Source organism: Sphingopyxis granuli NBRC 100800, assembly GCF_001591045.1.
Classification (GTDB): Bacteria; Pseudomonadota; Alphaproteobacteria; order Sphingomonadales; family Sphingomonadaceae; genus Sphingopyxis; species Sphingopyxis granuli.
Genome location: NZ_BCUA01000033.1, coordinates 11,921 through 26,485 on the forward strand (window position 1 = coordinate 11,921; position 14,565 = coordinate 26,485).

Genomic DNA, 14,565 nt, shown 5'->3' on the forward strand with positions numbered 1-14,565 from the left:
GCGCCATTGTGATCTCTATCAATCGGCGGCGAATATGAATAACGCCGCGAGGCGCTTTTTAAAGCGCCCCCAGCGCGAGAAACGGACACGAATGAACTGGCGGTTTAACAGGATTGCGGTTGTCGGGCTGGGCTATATCGGACTGCCCACTGCGGCGATGTTTGCGTCGCGCAAAATTCATGTGACCGGCGTCGATGTCAGTGAACATGCGGTTGAAACGATCAATCAGGGCAAGATTCACATTGTCGAGCCCGACCTCGATATTGCGGTGCATTCCGCAGTCAGTCAGGGCTATCTGCGCGCGACGACCACACCGGAGCCCGCAGACGCTTTTCTGATCGCGGTGCCGACGCCGTTCAAGGGTGAGGATAACGAACCCGATCTGTCCTATGTCGAGGCGGCATGCCGGTCAATCGCGCCAGTGCTGGCGCCCGGCAATCTGGTGGTTCTGGAATCGACTTCGCCCGTCGGAACAACCGAAAAAATGTCGGCATGGCTGGCCGAAGCGCGTTCCGACCTCAGCTTTCCGCATCAGGCGGGCGAGGCGTCGGACATCCGCGTCGCTCATTGTCCTGAGCGTGTGCTGCCCGGCAAGGTGATGCAGGAACTGATCCACAATGCGCGCGTCATCGGGGGCCTGACTCCTGCCTGTTCCGATGCATCGCTCGCACTGTATCGCTTGTTCGTCGAGGGGGAATGCGTGACGACGAACGCGCGCACCGCCGAGATGGCGAAGCTGACGGAGAACGCTTTCCGCGACGTGAACATTGCCTTTGCCAACGAACTGTCGCTGATCTGTGACCGGCTGGGGATCAATGTATGGGAATTGATCGCGCTCGCCAATCGCCACCCGCGCGTGAATATCCTACAGCCTGGGCCCGGTGTCGGCGGCCACTGCATTGCGGTCGATCCCTGGTTCATCGTGTCGAGCGCCCCCGATCTTGCTCGCCTGATCCGCACGACGCGCAAGGTCAATGACGGCAAGCCCGCATGGGTGCTCGATCAGGTCGAGGGGGCGGTGTCGCAGTGGGCTGAAACGAGCGGACGCGACGCGGCGGAAGCGACGGTGGCCTGCTATGGTCTGGCGTTCAAACCGGATATCGACGATCTGCGCGAAAGCCCTGCGCTGCACATCGCGAAGGAACTGGAAGCGCGCTTGGGCGGGCGCCTTCTGGTGGTCGAGCCCAATATCGACCGGCTGCCGGCCAGTCTTGGCCGCTGCCGCCTTGTCGCGGCATCCGATGTCGTCGCGGACGTTCATGTGCTGTTGGTCGATCACCGTGAGTTCAAGGCCATGCCTGCGCCGTCGGGCATTGTTGTCGATACCCGAGGCGTGTGGACCGGCGCAGGGAGGACGATGTGATACGGAACGCGGCCGACGCGCGTATCGGTGTCATCGGGCTCGGCTATGTCGGCCTGCCGCTTGCTGTGGAATTCGCCAGGATCGGCAGGGTGGTTGGGTTCGACATCAACGCCGCCCGCATCGCTTCGCTGACTGAGGGAGTCGATGAAACGCTGGAAGTCGCGGGGGCGGAACTCGCCGAGGTCGGCAAGAATCTGCACTTCACGACCGATGTTGCCGATCTTGGCGAGTGCAATTTCTATATCATCACGGTGCCGACCCCAGTCGACGCTCAGAAACGCCCCGACCTGACGCCTTTGCTGAAGGCGTCAGAAACCGTCGGCAAGATGTTGAAGCGGGGCGATTTCGTCGTTTACGAATCGACGGTTTATCCGGGCGCGACCGAAGAGGATTGTGTGCCGATCCTGGAGGCGCAGTCGGGCCTGACGCTAAACCGCGATTTCTGTGCGGGCTACAGTCCGGAACGGATCAATCCCGGAGACAAGTCGCGGCGGCTGCCCGACATTCGCAAGATCACCTCGGGTTCGACGCCTGAGGCGGCAGAGATCGTCGACGCCGTCTATGGCCGGATCATCACCGCCGGTACGCATCGTGCCACCTCGATCCGCGTCGCCGAAGCCGCGAAGGTGATCGAAAATACTCAGCGCGACCTGAACATCGCGCTGATCAACGAACTGGCTATCATCTTCAACCGGATGGGGATCGATACCCAGGCGGTACTCGATGCCGCGGGTACGAAATGGAACTTCCTGCCGTTCCGGCCTGGACTGGTCGGCGGACACTGCATCGGCGTCGATCCCTATTATCTGACGCACAAGGCGCAGGCGATCGGCTATCATCCGCAGATCATCCTCGCGGGGCGCAGGCTCAATGACGGCATGGGCGGTTATGTCGTGGGTCAGATGGTCAAGGCGATGATCGCCCGCTCGATCCCGGTCCGCGGCGCGCGGGTGCTGGTGATGGGCTTGGCGTTCAAGGAGAATTGCCCCGATCTCCGCAATACGCGCGTTATCGACGTGGTCACCGAATTGCACAGCTATGGTGTCAAAGTCGATGTCCATGATCCATGGGTCGAAGCCGAGGAGGCCGAGGCCGAATATGGGGTGGGCCTGATCGGCGCGCCGCAGGACGGCGACTATGACGGCATCATTCTGGCGGTCGCGCACGACGAGTTTCGTACCATGGGAGAGGCGGCGATCCGGGCGCTCGGAAAGCCGGATCATGTCCTTTACGACCTCAAATATCTGCTGCCCGCCGAGGCGAGCGATCTTCGACTGTAAATTCGCTGCGGATTGGCGCGCGCCGTCCGACCGACAGAGAGGAATGAAGACGTGTGCGGCATTTTCGGTATCGTTGATCTGGGCGGAAATCGCCCGATTGACGAGAACCGCTTTCGCGACGGGCTGGAGAAGCTTGCACACCGCGGTCCCGACGGTCGTCGTTGGGAGCGCGTTACGGATGGCGTCGTATTTGGCCATGCGCGGCTTTCGATCATCGACCTGTCGGACGAGAGCAACCAGCCTTTCCAGATATCCGATCGCTACTGGTTGATCTATAACGGGGAAATCTTCAACTATTTGGAATTGCGCGGGGAGCTAGAGGCGCATGGCGCCGTGTTCCAGACGAGCGGCGATACCGAGGTTCTGCTGCGGGCCTATATCCAGTGGGGCGAGGATTGCGTTAGCCGCTTCAATGGCATGTGGGCCTTTGCCATCTACGATCGCGCGGAACAGACGCTGTTCGCCTCACGCGACCGGTTCGGAATCAAGCCGTTCAACTATGCGGTGCACGACGGCCAGTTTCTGTTTGCGTCCGAGATAAAGTCGTTGCTCCATTATGCGCCGGCGCTGGCCGAACCCGACTATCGCGCCATTGCCAATTATTGCCGCACTTCGGTCGGCGCGCAACATGAACAGAGCTGGTTTCGCGACGTTCGCCGTCTGCAGCCGGGGCATAATCTGGCGATCGGCGCCGACGGCGTCATGCGGCTGTGGCGTTATTGGGATTATCCGGTCGGAAAGAGCGACATCAGCTTTGACGAAGCGCGACGCCAATATGCCGACCTGTTCGAGGATGCGGTCCGTTTGCGGATGCGGAGCGACGTGCCGCTCGGCATCACCCTGTCGTCGGGGATCGATTCCAATTCGATCGCGTCGGTCATGCAGGTTATCGACCCCGCGCCGCATCACAGTTTCACCGCGCGCTTCGAGGATTCCGAGGGGCTGGTGCAGGACGGCGCCATCTATCAGAACAGCTCGCGCCGGATCGATGAATCGGTGGTGGCCCGTGCGGTGGCCGAAAGGTTGGGCCTCGACGCGCATATCGTCGATACCGATTATTCGGACTTTGTCGGTCGCCTCGGCCAGATCGTCTATCATCTGGAAAGCGGCAACAGCTCGCCAGCGGTGATCCCGCTGATGCAGCTCCTGACCGAGGCACGCAAGCGCCTGACGGTCGTTCTGGACGGGCAGGGGGCCGACGAACTTCTGGCCGGTTATATTTCGGCGGTGATCTGGCCGGCGGAACGCGACCTGATCGCGTCGGGGCGCGTTAGGAAGGCGTGGCGCGGGCTTCGCCAATATCTGAAGACGTATACGCTGCGTTCGCTGCTGGTTCTCGTGGCGCGGCAGGCGAGCAACGACCTGCCCTGGATTTCCCGCCTGCAACAGCGACTGCGGGGGCTCGATGCCATTTACGGCCCGCGCCTTCGCGAACAGGCGCCCCTTGCCGATTTCCCGCCGCTGCAGCCAGTAGACGGGGAGGGGGCTCTCGCAAAGCGGCTGCGCGAGCAGCACAGCGGCGGGCTCGTCAATCTGCTGCATTATGGCGATGCCATTTCGATGGCGAACAGCCTTGAGGCGCGGATGCCCTTTCTGGACCACCGTCTGGTCGAATTCGTCTGGCCGCTTCCCGGCGATTTCAAGGTCGAACTGGGCATCGGAAAATATATCCACCGCCAGGCGATGCGCGGACTGGTTGATGACGCGATCCTGGACGAGACAACCAAATATGGCTTCACAACCCCGATCGACCAGCAATTCCGCAAGCCGCATGCCGATGGCGAAGGCCCGCTCGACATGCTGCTCAGCACGCGCTGTCTCGCGCGCGGCCTGTTCGATGCCGAAGGGTTGAAGGCGTTGGTCGAGGATCATCGCACCGGCCGCAAGGATCACGGCACTTTGCTGTTCCGCTTGTTGAGCGTCGAGCTATGGTTTCGTATCTTCATCGATGGCGAGACGCCAGCCGGCGGATATGACAAGGCGGCTGCATGCCCCCCTGTTCGCCGATCATACCATCATTCCCCGCACGCTGGACGGAGACATGATCATGCCGTCGCCCGTTTATCTCTGGTCGAAACTGCTGCAGAAGATTCGCGGCGCGGCAATTCGTGGGAGCGAGGTGCACCGGACATCGAAAGTGGAGCCGGGCTCTGGTTTCGTCGACAGCACGATGGGACGGCACAGTTTCTGCGGCTATGATTGCGAAATCGTGACCGCCGACATCGGTCATTTCTGCTCGATCGCCAACTATGTGACCATCGGCGGCGGTCGGCATCCGATCGAATGGGTCGGCAGCTCTCCGGTCTTTTATGAGGGACGCGACAGCGTTGCCAAAAAATTCTCGACGTTCGCGCGTCCCGCTCCGTCGCGTACCATAATCGGCAGTGATGTCTGGATCGGTTATCGCGCCATATTGATGCAGGGGATAACGGTCGGGCATGGAGCGGTGGTCGGTGCCGGTGCCGTGGTGACGCATGACGTGCCGCCCTATGCCATCGTCGCAGGCTCTCCCGCACGCATTGTCCGTTACCGGTTTGACGAACCGCTTCGCCAGGCGTTGCTCGCAAGCCGATGGTGGGATCGGCCGGATGAGGTGATCGAGCGCTGCGCGGAGCATATCCGCGACCCCTGGAAATTCTTGGAACGGCTTGAGCAATGCGAATAGCACATATCTGCCTCGCGGCGTTTTACATCGACGGTTTCGGATATCAGGAGAATATCCTGCCGCGGATCCACAGGAAGATGGGGCACGAGGTAATGATCGTCGCCTCGACCGAGACCTATCTTGATCGCACGCGGCTGGGCTATGTCGAACCGTCGAGCTATATCAACGAAGATGGTGTGCCGGTGCATCGGTTGCCCTACGCCTCGTGGATACCGAAGCGACTTCAGGCCAAGGTCCGCGCCTATAAGGGCGTTGAACGGTTGCTGGAGGAGTTCAGGCCCGACCTGATTTTCGTCCACGACGTCCAGTTCTGGGATTTCCTGGCCATCCGCCGCTATGTGCTCCGGCGCCCGACGCCGGTCTATGCCGATTGCCACACTGACTATGTGAACAGCGCACGCGGTTTCGTATCGCGCCACATACTGCACGGCCTTTTCTATCGAGCTATCTTGCGCCGCGTGTCGCCGATCGTGCAGCGTTTTCTGCCGACCCTGCCGGTGCGCGGCGATTTCCTGCACGAAGTGTATGGGTTGGACCGCGCCAAGATGGAACTGCTTCCCTTCGGCGTCGATGATACGCAGACCGAAGGGCTCGATCGCGAGCAGGTCCGGCGCGAGGCGCGCGCCGAATGGGGCGTCCCCGACGACGCATTGCTGTTCGTAACCGGAGGCAAGCTCGACCTCAGGAAGAATATTCACACATTGATCGATCGTTTCTCGCGGGCAAAGCGCGAGGGCGAACTCGGCGATGCCCACCTTCTCGTTTTTGGCCAGGCGACGCCGGAGGTGCAGGCCGAACTCGACGCCATCGATATCCACGAGCATGTGCATATGCTGGGCTGGACCCCGGCGAATGAGATTTACCGCGCCTTTTGGGCGGCGGATTTCGCACTGTTTCCCGGGACGCACTCGGTCTTGTGGGAAGAGGCGATCGGCCACGGGCTCGGCGCCGTCTTCCATCACTGGCGCGGAATGGACCATCTCGATCTCGGCGGCAATGCACGCATCATTCAGGAGGCCGCTCCTGAAGCGCTCGACCGGCTGCTCCGCGAACTGGTCGCGAATGATGGTGCCGAGATCAGGCGCATGAATAGCGTCGCCGCCGAAAAGGGGTCGCGCGTTTTCTCATTTAGCGCAATTGCTGCCAAGGCGATCGCATAGCGGCGGGTGCGTTGCTGTACGCAAAATGCGGCCATGGGGCTTTACGAGGAAATCGAGTCAGAGTAAGCGTTCAAACATGAACGAAGCCGATGACCTTCCTGCCGGACTCGCCGCAAGGCGACCGTGGCGCGGTGGGCGCGCGCCCGCGTGACCAATCGGAAGAGCATCAATCGGCACGAAGATGTGCACTTCCGCGCCCTCAGGATGCTGGAGGCCAATCCGCAGATCAGCCAGCGTGAACTCGCGCGCGCGCTGGGCGTCAGCCTGGGCGGGATCAACTATTGCCTGAATGCACTTGCGGAAAAGGGGCATGTCAAGATCGCGAACTTCCGCTCGTCGCAGAACAAGATCGGCTATATTTATGAGCTGACGCCGGAAGGCATCGCGCACCGGGCCGTGCTCGCGTCTCGCTTCATCAAGCGGAAAATGGCCGAATATGAAGCGCTGAAGGCAGAAATCGAAAGCTTGCAAGCCGACATGGGCGCGAACGCGCCGGTCGAGGACGGTTGAGGCGAGGCGGAAAACCGCGGCGGTAAATCCGCAAAGCTTGCGCCCTTGATGCAGGCAATAATCCGAGAAACGAGAGGATAAAATCGTGCACAGCAATATTGAGGTCATCGGCGAAGGCGAAGTGGTCGTTGGCAGGAACGTGTCGATCGCGCCGGGCGTCAAGATCGTCTTTCACAAACCGGCGCGTGTAGAGATCGGCGACTATTGCGCGATCGGAGCAGGCGTCAAATTCATCGTGAACGGCGGCGCTGTGAGCCTCGGCGACTGGACGACATTGCACGACGATTGCCTGGTGCTGTCGACGCATGGGGTCGCCATCGGTCAGCATGGCTGGTTCGGGCAAAACACCGTCCTCGATGGCAGCGGGGGCCTGACCATCGGCAACGGCGTTCGCGTCGGCATGTATTCGCAAATATGGTCGCATGTCGCGGCCGGGGAGCGCATCGAGGGCTGCACGCTCTATGGCGAACGGCCGGTAGCAATCGAAGACGATGTGTGGCTCGTTGGATCGTGCATCGTTGCGTCGGGGGTCACGATCGGACGTCGGACGGTGGCGTTGATCGGATCGAATATCACCCGGTCCTGGCCTGCCGAAGTGGTGCTGGCCGGATCGCCCGCCGCCCAAAAGGAGACATTGTCCTTCTACAAGAACGTAACGCCGGACGAGAAGTGGGACATGCTGAACGGATGGCTGCGCGACCTGGAAACAGAACTGGGTATCGAAAAGCTGTCCGACGCGGATGGCACGCTCGCCTATCGCTCGCAGAATGGGGACGCGGCCGAGGTCATTGTCTTTGTCGCGGATGATGCCCGCCAGCAGGCCGTCACGGAACGTTTCAGCGGGGCGACCATCTGTAACATCGACACCAAGGCGTATGAGAAGCGGTTCACGCGCATCGAACAGCGCGTGTTGAAAGCCTTGTCGAACAACAAGGTTCGGTTCCTCTCGGCGTGACCCCGTCGGCGCACACCGTGTCGATTGGCTGCTGGAAAGCGGATATTCTATGACTTTGTCGCCTCTCCCCCTCGTCAAGGTCGCGATGCCGCCGCGGGAACGGCTGATGCCGGCGCTCGAAGAGGTGCTGTACAGCGGCATGATCGGCGAGGGCGAAGCCGTCTATGACTTCGAGCGCCGCTTCTGCGCGCAATTCGGCCTGCCGGTGGCGCTCGCGACGAGCAGCGGCACGGGCTCCCTGCATGTTGCCTTGTTGCTTGCCGGTGCCGGGCCGGAGCGAGAGGTCATCACGACCTCGATGACCGCCGAGCCGACCAATACGGTCATCATGCAGACGGGCGCGACGCCGGTATTCGCCGATGTCGATCCCGATACGGGCAATCTGTCGCCGGACGCCATCCGTGCCGCGATCTCCGAACGCACCGCGGCGATCTGTGTGGTGCATTATGCGGGCTACCCCGCCGACCTCGCCGCGTTGCGGTCCATAGCCGACGCGCATGGTATCGCGCTGGTCGAAGATTGCGCGCACGCGCTCGGTGCGCGTTACGCCGGCAAGCCGATCGGAACGATCGGTGATTCAGCGATATTTTCGCTGCAGGCGATCAAGCATATGACCACGGTCGATGGCGGCATCCTCGCGCTGCGCGACGCTGATCAGACTTTGCTGGCGAAACAGTTCCGCTGGTTCGGACTGACCAAGGGCGTGCCGCGCACCGAAGTCGACCTGAAGCGCCCGGGCTTTAAATATAATATGAGCAATGTCACCGCGACGATCGGCCTGGCGCAGTTGGAGCATATCGACAGCCTTATCGCCCGCCACCGCGACAACGGGCGGTTTTTCGACCGTGAGCTTGCGGGGATCGCAGGCCTTCGTCCGGCCCCCGTCGCGACCGATGCCGATCCGAGCTATTGGCTATACACGCTGCTCGCGGACAATTCGGACGAGGTCGAGCGTTGCCTTGGCGCCATCGGCGTGAACGCGTCGAAGCTACACCGCCCGAACCATCTTCACTCGGCTTTCGCACCTTTCGCCGGGCCGCTACCGGGGCTGGAGCGCTTCTACGACCGGTTGATTCACATTCCCTGCGGCTGGTGGGTCGATGATGAGGATCGGCAGCGGATCGTCGATGCCCTGGCGAAAGGATAGAAATGGCCATTCCGCTCTTCGACTGCCGCGTTGATGAAGCCGCGATCGCCGCAATGACGCCGGTGCTGGCGTCGGGCCAGCTTGCATCGGGCGCGCATGTCGGGGCGCTGGAGAGTGATTTGTCGGCGCGCCTGTCGGGGCGTCCGGTGGTGGCGCTCAGCGATATGACACAGGCGATCGAACTGGCGCTGCGTCTGGCCGGCATCGGTCCGGGCGACGAAGTGCTGACGCTCTCCTACAATTGCATGTCGTCGAACAGCGCGATCCGCAACGTCGGCGCGTCGGCCGTCTGGGTGGATATCGATCCGGCGACGGCGACGATGGATGTCGGCCACGCCCGATCGCAGATCACGCCGGCGACGCGCGCCATCATCGTCTACCATGTCGCCGGTTATCCGGCCGACGCAGCGGCGCTTCGCGCGCTGTCCGACGAGGCGGGGCTGGTGCTGATCGAGGATGCCAACGCTGCACTCGGCGCCAGCCTTCCCGATGGCCGCGCCGTAGGGACGATCGGCGATTTTGCGATCTTTTCCTTTTATGCCAGTCGTCAGGTCAATGCGATCGAAGGCGCCGCGTTGCTGTGCCGGGACGAGGAGGATGCGGCGAGGGCACGACGCCTCCGCCGCTTCGGGATCGACCAGGGCCGCTTTCGCGATCCGCTGGGCGAGATCGACCCGCGGGCCGACATTGCGGAAATCGGGCTTGCGGCGACCCTGCCCAACGTCAACGCGGCGTTGGCGCGCCATAATCTCGAGCTGCTCGATGCACGGCAGCATAGCGTTCGTGCCAATGCCGCGGTGATGACGACGGCACTCGAACACATCGCGGGTGTCGAGGCCGTTCGGCCGTTGACGGGAACCTTCCCGGCTTTCTGGGGACTGCTGCTGCTTTGTGACGAGCGCGATGATCTGCTGGCGACCCTGAAGGAGAAGGGTATCGGCAGCTCCAAGCTGCATCAGCCAAATCATGTCTATTCGGGCTTTGGCAGCCGGGCGGCCGCCTTGCCGGGAACCGACATGTTCATCGATCGCATCCTTGCGATTCCTGTCGGCTGGTGGATAGGGGCGGCCGAACGGCAGCAGATTGTGGATACGATAGCGGGCGCGTTGCGGAAATGACTACGCTAAGGCAACGCGGAGCCTTGCTGTAAGCAAGACGATAGTACGAGTACGGAGTTTTCATGTTCAAAGATAAGACGTTGATGATCACCGGCGGAACGGGCTCGTTCGGCAAGACCGTATTGAGCCGCTTCCTTGCGACCGACGTCGCGCGGATCGTGATCTTCAGCCGCGACGAGAAGAAACAGGAAGACCTCCGCATCAAGCTGCGCAGCAGCAAGGTGTCGTTCGTGCTGGGCGACGTGCGCGATTTCGATTCGGTCAACAATGCGATGCACGGCGTCGATTATGTGTTTCATGCCGCCGCCTTGAAGCAGGTGCCGTCGTGCGAATTCTATCCGATGGAAGCCGTCCGCACTAATATCGTCGGGACGGAGAATGTCGCGCGCGCGGCGATTGCGAACAAGGTCAAGCGCCTGGTGCTGCTGAGCACTGACAAGGCGGTTTATCCGATCAACGCGATGGGGATTTCCAAAGCGATGGCGGAGAAGATTCTGATCGCGCGGGCGCTCGCGTCGCCGCCGGGCGGACCCGTGATGTGCGCGACCCGCTACGGCAATGTCATGGCATCGCGAGGGTCGGTAATTCCGTTGTTCATCGAGAAGATCAAGGCGGGGATGCCGCTGCGCGTCACCGACACGCGCATGACCCGTTTCATGATGTCGCTCGATGAATCGGTCGATCTGGTTCTGCACGCGTTCGAGAATGGCGGCCAAGGCGATATCTTCGTGCAGAAGGCGCCGGCCTGCAGCCTCGAGAATCTGAGCGCGGCGCTCAAGACACTCTTCAATTCCGATGCACCCATCGAGATCATGGGCACGCGGCACGGCGAAAAGCTCTACGAAACGCTGGTGTCGCGCGAAGAGATGGCCAAGGCGGACGATATGGGCCGCTATTATCGGATCCCCGCTGACAATCGCGACCTCAACTACGAACTTTTCATCAGCGAAGGGAATGTCGAGGCCAATGTGGTCGAAGATTATACCTCGCACAACACGCAGCAACTGTCGGTCGAAGAGACGATGACGCTCATGCGATCGCTGGCCTATGTGCGCCAGGAACTGGGTGAAGAGTGATCGAGGCCGCACCGTGAAGGAAGGTTCCACACCCGCCACCGATAGCGGGCTCCTGTTGTCGATCGCCATTCCGACCAAGAACCGTCAGCCCTATCTGATCAACCTGGTCGATGAATTGCTGCGGTCGGACCGGCAGGATTTCGAAATCGTCCTGCAGGACAATTCGGACGATGACCAGCTGTTCGCCTATGTGGCTGGGCTTGATGACGCGCGCGTTCACTACGCCTATGTCGGCGAGTGGATTTCGGTGGTCGACAATTGCGACGCCGCCGTCCGCCGCTGTTCGGGCGACTATGTCTGCATGCTGGGCGACGACGACGGCGTCATGCTGGACGAGGCGCTGGAGGAAATGGCGGCGGCCAAGCGGGAGGGCGCGGATGCCGTCATGGGGCCGGTGCTGCTTTATACTTGGCCCGACATCACCCATCGCAACATCAGCGGTCTCGGCGGCAAGCTTTACCGACGTCCCCTCTTCGGCCTGCGAAGGAACGCGGACCCGCTCGCGGACGCGCGCCGCGTCGTAGCGCGAAGCGGCGCCATGGGGCTGGAAGGCTTGCCCTGCGTCTATCAGGGGTTCGTCGGCCGCGCGGTTCTCGATGAGGTTGCCGCGCGGACCGGAAGCTGTTTTCCCGGCGCGAGCCCCGATATGGCAAATGCGATCGGCATCGCTAGCTTCGTCAAGCAATGCCGTTGGGTCGATCGGCCGCTCGTGATTGCCGGGCATAGCCGGAGCAGCGGCGCGGGACGGGGGACGATGCGCGAACATCGCGGCTCGATTGCCGAGCAGCGTCACCTGCCGGCCGACACCGTGCAGACATGGCACCCGCAGATTCCCTTCTTTTGGTCGGGGCCGACCATTTATGCCCAATCGCTCCGCACTGCGATCGATCGAACGGGAACGGGCGCGGCGCTCGGCGTCCCGGGGGACGCGTGCCTTTACAGCGCCTGCTTCATCTTCGAGCGGTCGTACGCGACGGATATACGCGCTGCGATGGGCAATTCCCGCGAGGGGATCGTGACGCTGATTCCGAAGATGATCTATTATGCGCTGGTCATCACGGCCAAGCGCGCGGTGCAGTTCAAGAACAACATGTTCGTCCGCTTCTTTCCCGACAAGGCTGCTATCGAAGCGGCCTCGATCGCCGAGGCGATCGTTGCGGTCCGAATGCAGCGGCGTTGGCGTTAGGGAGGGGCCAATGGGAAAGGTCGGGTTAGCGCTGCAATCGCTATTCCGCGAGTTCATCCTGCTTTTGCCCGATGAATTCAGCAAGTTTCGCGTCCGCTATTATAACCGCCACGGCTGCCGGATCAGCCGGGGCGCGTCGCTGTCGCCCAATGTTCGGGTGCGCGGCCTCCTGGAGATGGGCGCGGGCAGTTCGATCGCCCAGAACGGATCGATCGGCGGTTGGGGAGCGGGGGTCTTCATCGGTGAAAATGTGATGATCGCACCGAATGTGGTGATCGTGGCTTTCGATCATGGCACGGCCCGCACCGACATCCCGATGGCGCAGCAGGAGAATGTCGAGGCGCCGGTTCATATCGAGGACGACGTCTGGATCTCTGCCAACGTCACCATCGGTAAGGGGGTCCGGATCGGCAAGGGATCGATCATCGGAGCGAACAGTTATGTGAACCGGGACATCGCGCCCTATAGTATCGCCGCAGGCGTCCCGGCCAAGGTGATCAAAAGCCGGCGCGGCGATGCATAGGAATATCATTGCGAACATAGCCGGTCGGTTCTGGTCGACGATATCCAATTTCATTTTCCTGCCGCTCTATATCCACGTCCTTGGCGTCGAAAATTATGCGGTCATCGCCTTCACCCTGATCGTTGCGGGCATGTTGATGGTGCTCGACCTCGGACTGTCCGCATCGATCACGCGCGAAATCGCGCGGCGGGACGTTTCGGACCACGAAAAATACCGGACATTCCGTACGCTGGAGAAGATTTACGTCGTCGTGCTGCTCGTCTGCGGGGGGGTGGGCCTTGCGCTTGCCCAACCAGTCGCGATCAAGTTCATCAGCGCCACGACCGTCGACCGCGAACTGATCGCCTTGTGCCTCAAGATCATCGCCTGGGAAGCGGGGCTGCAGCTTCTTTTCCGCTTTTACGTCAGTGCGATGATGGGGCTGGAGCGGCAGGTCGAGGCCAATATATTCAACATCGTCTGGGGTGCCGCACGCAACGGGCTGGTGCTCCTGCCGCTTCTCCTGTGGCCGACGTTACCGGTTTTCTTCACCGCGCAGCTGGTCGCCACCCTGGTGGTGATGCTGGTCGCCGGATGGCGGCTCGGCGGCGTTATGGCGGCCTGGCGGCCCGCCGCGGTCCCGCTGATCGACTGGGACGCGATACGGCGGATTCGCGGATTTGCGGCCGGGATATTCCTCATCGCCATCGTTGCGCTCGTGAATACACAGCTAGACCGTATCGTGCTCAGCCGCCTGCTCAATCTAGAGTATCTTGCCTATTACAACGTCGCCATCGCCATGGGTACGGGCCTGATCGCAATTGCCTCGCCGTTTCAGGCCGCGATCCAGCCACGGATGACCGCCTGGTTTTCGGAGGGCAGGGGCGGCGATGCAGGCGCGCTCTATTTTCGGGTCACGACGCTGGTCGCGGTTCTCGTCTTTCCGGTCATGGCGACGATTGCCGTCAATGCACAGATGGTCGTGATGGCGTGGACAGGCAATGCAGACCTTGCAAGGAACGTCGCGCCTTTCGTCCCGTGGGTTCTCGCATCCTATTCGCTGCTGGCGATGTCCTCGCTGACGTACAGCGTCGCGCTGGCCAACGGTTATACCCGGTTCAACAATGTGCTGGGGCTGATTTCGCTGTGTGTTTCCATTCCGGGCTATTGGCTGGCGGTAAGCCATTTTGGCGCCGTGGGAGCCGCAGCCCTTTTCTTCGTCATACAGTTTTCGGTTTCCACGGCCTTTCATGTGCTCGTGGACGGACGCTTCCTCGGGCTCGGCGTCGTTTCGACCTATTTGCGGTTGTTCCTCGTTCCGGCGGCGACCGCCGTCGCGCTGGCATTTGCATTCGCCCGTGTCGCGGCGCCATCGGATCCCTCGCGCATCATGATGATCCTGTATCTGGGTTCGTCGCTTGCGGCAGTTCTGGCCGGGGTCGCGCTCGTCGTCACGCTGCTGTTCGGAATGAGATGGAGCTTCGCCGACCTGGGCCGCGGGCATGGATGAAACGGCGCTGACAACGGGCTTGCGCCAGCGGTCGCGTGCGGGTAGCTGCCATGCAGATGCTCAGCAGTGCGCCACGATAGAATGGCCGGCTGA

General features: G+C 61.6%; 13 protein-coding genes. All 13 read left to right on the forward strand.

Annotated features, from left to right (window positions below; translation table 11 throughout):
- Positions 1-91 precede the first annotated feature (91 nt).
- The 13 genes from wecC to SGR02S_RS09680 all read left to right on the forward strand — a co-directional run bounded on the left by wecC (position 92) and on the right by SGR02S_RS09680 (position 14,472).
- Entirely contained in the window at positions 92-1,363 is a 1,272-nt protein-coding gene (gene wecC, locus SGR02S_RS09620) for a UDP-N-acetyl-D-mannosamine dehydrogenase (protein WP_067108547.1), read from the forward strand.
- A complete protein-coding gene (tviB, locus tag SGR02S_RS09625; RefSeq protein WP_276525661.1) occupies positions 1,360-2,643 on the forward strand; it encodes a Vi polysaccharide biosynthesis UDP-N-acetylglucosamine C-6 dehydrogenase TviB in 1,284 nt (427 codons plus the stop codon). The genes wecC and tviB overlap by 4 nt, the downstream gene beginning before the upstream one ends.
- Positions 2,644-2,694: 51 nt before the next feature.
- A complete protein-coding gene (gene asnB, locus SGR02S_RS20560) occupies positions 2,695-4,842 on the forward strand; it encodes an asparagine synthase (glutamine-hydrolyzing) (protein WP_067108550.1) in 2,148 nt (715 codons plus the stop codon).
- A gap of 10 nt (positions 4,843-4,852) precedes the next feature.
- Positions 4,853-5,308, forward strand: coding sequence for a CatB-related O-acetyltransferase (locus tag SGR02S_RS20665; RefSeq protein WP_276525662.1), 456 nt, complete (start codon positions 4,853-4,855; stop codon positions 5,306-5,308).
- A complete protein-coding gene (locus SGR02S_RS09640; RefSeq protein ID WP_067108553.1) occupies positions 5,299-6,468 on the forward strand; it encodes a glycosyltransferase family 4 protein in 1,170 nt (389 codons plus the stop codon). The genes SGR02S_RS20665 and SGR02S_RS09640 overlap by 10 nt, the downstream gene beginning before the upstream one ends.
- A gap of 123 nt (positions 6,469-6,591) precedes the next feature.
- The gene (locus SGR02S_RS09645) at positions 6,592-6,978 is read left to right on the forward strand and encodes a MarR family EPS-associated transcriptional regulator (protein WP_255211439.1); all 387 of its coding nucleotides are present in this window, start codon (positions 6,592-6,594) and stop codon (positions 6,976-6,978) included.
- Between the two features lie 85 nt (positions 6,979-7,063).
- Complete coding sequence (locus SGR02S_RS09650; protein ID WP_067108556.1) at positions 7,064-7,933, forward strand: hypothetical protein; 870 nt, start codon at positions 7,064-7,066, stop codon at positions 7,931-7,933.
- Between the two features lie 55 nt (positions 7,934-7,988).
- A complete protein-coding gene (locus SGR02S_RS09655) occupies positions 7,989-9,080 on the forward strand; it encodes a DegT/DnrJ/EryC1/StrS family aminotransferase (RefSeq protein WP_218000127.1) in 1,092 nt (363 codons plus the stop codon).
- A 2-nt stretch (positions 9,081-9,082) separates the two neighbouring features.
- Positions 9,083-10,198 (forward strand): DegT/DnrJ/EryC1/StrS family aminotransferase, encoded by a 1,116-nt coding sequence (locus SGR02S_RS09660; RefSeq protein WP_067108562.1) that lies wholly within the window; start codon positions 9,083-9,085, stop codon positions 10,196-10,198.
- A 62-nt stretch (positions 10,199-10,260) separates the two neighbouring features.
- Positions 10,261-11,274 (forward strand): polysaccharide biosynthesis protein, encoded by a 1,014-nt coding sequence (locus tag SGR02S_RS09665; RefSeq protein WP_067108565.1) that lies wholly within the window; start codon positions 10,261-10,263, stop codon positions 11,272-11,274.
- Complete coding sequence (locus SGR02S_RS09670; RefSeq protein ID WP_169799667.1) at positions 11,264-12,460, forward strand: glycosyltransferase family 2 protein; 1,197 nt, start codon at positions 11,264-11,266, stop codon at positions 12,458-12,460. Before SGR02S_RS09665 ends, SGR02S_RS09670 begins: the two co-directional genes overlap by 11 nt.
- Before the next feature lie 10 nt (positions 12,461-12,470).
- Positions 12,471-12,983, forward strand: a complete 513-nt coding sequence (locus SGR02S_RS09675; RefSeq protein ID WP_067108572.1) for an acyltransferase — start codon at positions 12,471-12,473, stop codon at positions 12,981-12,983.
- On the forward strand, positions 12,976-14,472 hold the full coding sequence (locus SGR02S_RS09680) for a lipopolysaccharide biosynthesis protein (protein WP_067108575.1): 1,497 nt from the start codon (positions 12,976-12,978) through the stop codon (positions 14,470-14,472). Before SGR02S_RS09675 ends, SGR02S_RS09680 begins: the two co-directional genes overlap by 8 nt.
- Positions 14,473-14,565: the final 93 nt, after the last annotated feature.

Coding starts and splice junctions, on each gene's coding strand:
- SGR02S_RS09665 (WP_067108565.1), top strand. CDS start 10,261: ATGTTCAAAGATAAGACGTTGATGATCACCGGCGGAACGGGCTCGTTC.
- SGR02S_RS09640 (WP_067108553.1), top strand. CDS start 5,299: ATGCGAATAGCACATATCTGCCTCGCGGCGTTTTACATCGACGGTTTC.
- SGR02S_RS09660 (WP_067108562.1), top strand. CDS start 9,083: ATGGCCATTCCGCTCTTCGACTGCCGCGTTGATGAAGCCGCGATCGCC.
- SGR02S_RS09675 (WP_067108572.1), top strand. CDS start 12,471: ATGGGAAAGGTCGGGTTAGCGCTGCAATCGCTATTCCGCGAGTTCATC.
- wecC (WP_067108547.1), top strand. CDS start 92: ATGAACTGGCGGTTTAACAGGATTGCGGTTGTCGGGCTGGGCTATATC.
- SGR02S_RS09680 (WP_067108575.1), top strand. CDS start 12,976: ATGCATAGGAATATCATTGCGAACATAGCCGGTCGGTTCTGGTCGACG.